Annotated in this window: 6 protein-coding genes and 1 pseudogene; 4 read left to right on the plus strand and 3 right to left on the minus strand. The window is 64.5% G+C overall.

What is annotated here, in order from left to right:
- The first annotated feature begins 131 nt into the window (after positions 1–131).
- From ACE5C1_RS15015 to ACE5C1_RS15025, 3 genes are all read left to right on the plus strand, one after another.
- On the plus strand, positions 132–488 hold the full coding sequence (locus ACE5C1_RS15015; protein ID WP_374944880.1) for a DNA primase: 357 nt from the start codon (positions 132–134) through the stop codon (positions 486–488).
- Between the two features lie 453 nt (positions 489–941).
- Positions 942–1568, plus strand: a complete 627-nt coding sequence (locus ACE5C1_RS15020; RefSeq protein ID WP_374944881.1) for an opacity protein — start codon at positions 942–944, stop codon at positions 1566–1568.
- Positions 1569–1642: 74 nt separating this feature from the next.
- Positions 1643–1978, plus strand: coding sequence for an HNH endonuclease (locus tag ACE5C1_RS15025; RefSeq protein ID WP_374944882.1), 336 nt, complete (start codon positions 1643–1645; stop codon positions 1976–1978).
- A gap of 1 nt (position 1979) precedes the next feature.
- On the opposite strand, the gene ACE5C1_RS15030 is transcribed toward ACE5C1_RS15025, so the two are convergent.
- The gene (locus ACE5C1_RS15030; RefSeq protein WP_374944883.1) at positions 1980–2171 is read right to left on the minus strand and encodes a hypothetical protein; all 192 of its coding nucleotides are present in this window, start codon (positions 2169–2171) and stop codon (positions 1980–1982) included.
- 104 nt (positions 2172–2275) lie between these two features.
- Between ACE5C1_RS15030 and ACE5C1_RS15035 the strand changes: the two genes are divergently transcribed.
- Positions 2276–2920, plus strand: a complete 645-nt coding sequence (locus tag ACE5C1_RS15035) for a BglII/BstYI family type II restriction endonuclease (protein WP_374944884.1) — start codon at positions 2276–2278, stop codon at positions 2918–2920.
- 1 nt (position 2921) lies between these two features.
- On the opposite strand, the gene ACE5C1_RS15040 is transcribed toward ACE5C1_RS15035, so the two are convergent.
- Together ACE5C1_RS15040 and ACE5C1_RS15045 are read right to left on the minus strand one after the other, a co-directional pair.
- On the minus strand, positions 2922–3572 hold the full coding sequence (locus ACE5C1_RS15040; protein ID WP_374944885.1) for an MT-A70 family methyltransferase: 651 nt from the start codon (positions 3570–3572) through the stop codon (positions 2922–2924).
- Positions 3573–4042: 470 nt separating this feature from the next.
- Positions 4043–4295 (minus strand): annotated as a pseudogene (locus ACE5C1_RS15045) (ribonucleotide-diphosphate reductase subunit beta); the annotation flags it as partial.

The following is a 4295-nucleotide window of genomic DNA, read 5'->3' on the forward strand; positions in this document are numbered from 1 at the left end:
GATCGCGGGGTTCCTGGTCGTCGGGTTGCTGTCGCTGGTCGCGATCGGCTGGACCGAGCGCGGGCGGCTGTTCGGCGCCTGACGGAACCCGGCTCCGCGCCCGCCGTTCGCTCTCCCGAAGGAGACATGAGATGGGCGGACACCAGGTTCCTGGCATGGGCACGGGCGACGACGGGTACGACGAGGAGGGCTACGACGAGAGCCAGCGCGCCGAAATCTTGGAGGCGACGCGCAACGGCCCGACCGACGGCGTGGTACTGACCGACCTCGATCCCGACCTGGGCGAGGATGATGCCGAGGACGAGAATATCGACGAGCTCGACATTGACTCCGAGGAGGTCGGCGAGGCCGACGCCTCCGTCACCATGGACGAGGACGACATGGACGAGGACGACGCCCAGGATGATTTCGACGCCGGCGAGGACGAGACGGACGACGACGGCAAGGACACGACCAGCGACCAGGATGACGTTGCGCTGAGGCCGTGAGGCGTGGCGCCGTCGGCGAACCATGCCGGTTATCGGGTCGGCGGCGTATCGATGCGTAGACGGGTGCATCTTGGCTGTTCGGTTCGACCGTCGGGCGGCCACGGTGCCCCAACTCTAAACAGGCGGAGAGCCGCGCCGCGTTGTCGATGATCCGCACCAAGGCGCTGGGGCACGGGGGCGAGCAATAACGTGCGCGGCAGTAATGGGTGTTCTCGGCCGGATAGCGGTACTAGCGACGGCGTAGCGCGCCGACCTCGCCCAGAAGACGCCACGATACTGCCATGCTTTGTTCATCGCGGTGACAGGAACCGTTGCTGCGCTGCGACACGTTCAAGATTGCTCGGGTAAACGTATGAAAAGACGAAACTAACGGAGAGCTGATCGCTTCTCACCGGCCTGGACGACGGCTTGGTCGTTCGCCAGCCACCCGAAATCAAGAAGGTCATTTCCCTCATGTTGAAGCTTACCCTCGCTGCCGCGACGCTGGCTGCGGCGACCATTTCCGTCCCCGCCTTCGCGCAGGACATGGCCGGCAATACCGCCCCTGCGTCCGCCAGCGACGCGCCCGCCACGGCGCCGGATGGCACCCGCGCGTTCGGCCTCGACCCTTACGTCGCGGTGATGGGCGGCTGGGAGGGCTTCGACCGCCGCCCGGGTCACGGCATCCCCGCCGTCGGTCCGCAAGGCAACAAGCTCGACGGCGGCCTGGTGCAGGGCGTAGTGGGCGTCAACGTGCCGCTCGGTCCCGTGTTCGTCGGCGTCGAGGGCAATGCCGCCAAGGGCTTCTCGGGCGACATCGACTGGGAGTACGGCGCAGCCGGTCGCTTCGGATTCCGCGCGGGCGAGAGCGGCCTGTTCTACGGCAAAGTCGGCTATCAGTGGGTCAATTTCGACCGTTTCGGCAAGAACAGCCCCGACTTTCACGCGGTGAGCTACGGTGTCGGCGCTGAGGTCGGCCCGAAGGACATCGGCCTGAGCGGCCTGACCGGCAATGCCGGCGTGCGCTTCCGCGTCGAGGTGTCGACGTTCGGCAACGCCGACAGCTTCCGCCCGATGGCGGGCGCGGTGTTCCACTTCTAACGTACTGACGGGCGGGCGTTTAATAGGGAACGTCCGCCCTCGTGGCGCCCGGTCCCGATCCCCATATTGCGGGAATGAAGGGTCGGGTGAAGCGCAAGGCGGGGCTGGCGGCGGCGGAGGTGCTCGCCGCCCGCGCCGCCGTCGATCAGCGGTGCGCGCTATGCGAGCGGCCGCTGGGCGCGCGGGTGGAATGGCACCATCTCGTCCCCAAGAGCGAGGGCGGCCGCGTCACCGCGCCCGTGCACCCGATCTGCCACCGTACCATTCACGCGACGCTGCCTAACGCCGAACTGGCGCGGGCGTACGCCGACCCGGCGGATTTGCGGGCGCACCCCGACATATTGCGGTTCCTGCGCTGGATCGCGGGCAAGGATCCCGACTTCCACGCGCCCGTCCGTCGGGCGCGGTGAGTTAAAGGGTGAGCGCGTTCGACAGCGACTCGAGTTCCGCCTCGTTCATGCTCGATCGGTCAGATGCGGCGGCATTGGTCGGCGCGGCTTCGGTCACTTGCGATTGAGCGAAGTCGACCGCGAACCAGACGATGCCGCCTGCCCAGAGCAGCGCGGCCCAACGGCTGCGGAAGAGGCGCGCAGAGGGAAGCATGCTCTCTGCTTTCCGCGCTTTGGGTTAAGCTCGGTCGAACGAACGTAATTAAACGTAGGGGGTGAGCGGTTGCGTCGCGACCGTTGGGGCTTCATCATGGACTGGTGTCGACGCTTCACCTTGTTCCCGACGATCTCCGCGAGCGCTACCATGTGGACGAATGGCGGAACGCTGCCGGCGTCCTGACTACCGCATGTCCGGAGGAATGGGCGGAGATCATCGAGGTACTGCGTGGTTTTCGCCTGCTGCGGTCGGAGGTTCAGGCGGCGGGCGGCGCCAAGTCGCCGATCGCCTCGCAGATCGACGGTGGGTTCTATGCGCGTGGCTGGAAGGAGAAGCTGTTCCGCACCGCGATCCAGCTCGACGACGAGACGTTCGCCAGCCCGACGCACAAGATCGACTGCTTGAAAGGGCGGGTGGCGCTTGAAGTCGAGTGGAATAACAAGGATCCGTTCTTTGATCGAGATCTCAACAATTTTCGGCTGCTGTTCGACCTGCGCGCGATCGACGTGGGCGTGATCGTGACGCGGGGTAGCGAACTACAGACAATCTTTAAATCGCTCGGCAAAGGCGCGTCCTACGGCGCATCGACCACGCATCGCGACAAGCTGCTACCACGCATCGAGGGTGGCGGCGGGGGCGGTTGCCCGGTGCTGACGTTCGCGATCAAGCCGGCGTTGTACGTCGATGACGGCGATCCGTCGTCCGCGCAGGTGGCAGCCGCCGAGGAATTGCCGTCGGAGGAGTAGGCTACTCCGCCGCCTCTGCGACCGCGCTGTTGTGGGCGTAGGTATCCCAGGTCGGCTTGTAGCTCTCGTCCGCCTGGTTGCCCCACACCGTCCAGCCCTTGCGGGTGCCGCGACTGAACATTTCCAGGCGCGGGCCCCAGCTGCACGCCTCGATGATGTCGTACTGCTCGTCGGGCTTGCGGCTGTGCTCGCGCTTCCTAGTCTGCATCATGTTGACCTGGCTGCGACCGGGCGCGAGCGTGCGCGCGTTCTTGCCGCGTACGCCGAACAGCAGCAGCTCGGTGACGTTCCGGAAGTAGAAGCCGACGCCGCGCCCGTCCGAGCCGCCGTCCTTCCGCACCTTGTGCCAGACGATGTTGGAGATGTAGCGGAAGCCCCACGCCTCCATCACCCGCATGCCCTCGGGCAGCAGTGCGTTCGGCACCCATAGGTAGAGGTGCGCCGGATCGGCCGCAACGTCGGCGACCGGCAGCGCGCAGATCTCGTCCAGCGTCATCGTGCCGTAGCGATTGAGCCGCTTGTGCTCGGGCGCGACCTTGCCGGTGCGGTTCTGGAACTGCCACGGCGGATCGGCGAGGACCGTACCGAACCGCTTGCCGCGCGCGGTGGCGAGGAGGTCGATGTGGGCGTTGAGCGGGTCGGCAGGGAACATAGCGGGATCTTAGGGTCGGTGAGGGGCGCTATGCAAGGCATCTCACTTGATCATACTGCTCAATACGCCAAAGCGAGCGGTCGTTGCCGACCGCTCGCTCTTTATGCGGCTGCTACTTGGATCATTCGCGCCTTGACAGCCGATATGGCTGCCTTGGCTTCGTTACAGCTGAAGTAGCTCTTAGCTGAACGAGCAACGAGGAGGCGATTTGCGTCAAAGCAATGCCACCTCCACATATACTCCTCATCCATGTGCAGCCAGAAAGTTAAGGTTTCCATGGAGCGCCTCACGTTCTAACTGATTGTAATCTCTGGCGCGTTCATTTTTCATGCAAATCGCGAGAGCGAACCTACTAGCTGTCGGTTTTCCGATTCAGGGTTGAGTTATGTCTGTGTACGACTGCCCGTTTTCACGCGCGTAAAATTCTGTACTTACGGTCCCATTATACGCCCTTTCTACCTCTTAAAAAATCACTCCGCCGCGACTCCAGCCGCCGAGAACATGTCGCCCTCGATCTGCAGATCCTCGTTCGCGGCCGGCACTCCCTTCTTCGCCGTCTGGCGCTTGTCGAACGAGTCCCATACGTCGTTCCACTGACCCTTGGTCGCGGCCTTCGAATATTCGGTCGCGCGCTGTTCGAAGAAGTTGGCGTGCTCGACGCCGTTCAGCATCGGCGCGAGCCAGGGGAGGGGGTGCTCGTCGATCATGTAGATGGGCTTCAGG

It is taken from the genome of Sphingomonas sp., from assembly GCF_964263785.1.
Lineage (GTDB): Bacteria > Pseudomonadota > Alphaproteobacteria > Sphingomonadales > Sphingomonadaceae > Sphingomonas.

What these genes read in the sequence shown, in the direction of transcription:
- ACE5C1_RS15015 (WP_374944880.1), top strand. Translation starts at nt 132, where the DNA reads ATGGGCGGACACCAGGTTCCTGGCATGGGCACGGGCGACGACGGGTAC.
- ACE5C1_RS15020 (WP_374944881.1), top strand. Translation starts at nt 942, where the DNA reads ATGTTGAAGCTTACCCTCGCTGCCGCGACGCTGGCTGCGGCGACCATT.
- ACE5C1_RS15025 (WP_374944882.1), top strand. Translation starts at nt 1,643, where the DNA reads ATGAAGGGTCGGGTGAAGCGCAAGGCGGGGCTGGCGGCGGCGGAGGTG.
- ACE5C1_RS15030 (WP_374944883.1), bottom strand. Translation starts at nt 2,171, where the DNA reads ATGCTTCCCTCTGCGCGCCTCTTCCGCAGCCGTTGGGCCGCGCTGCTC.
- ACE5C1_RS15040 (WP_374944885.1), bottom strand. Translation starts at nt 3,572, where the DNA reads ATGTTCCCTGCCGACCCGCTCAACGCCCACATCGACCTCCTCGCCACC.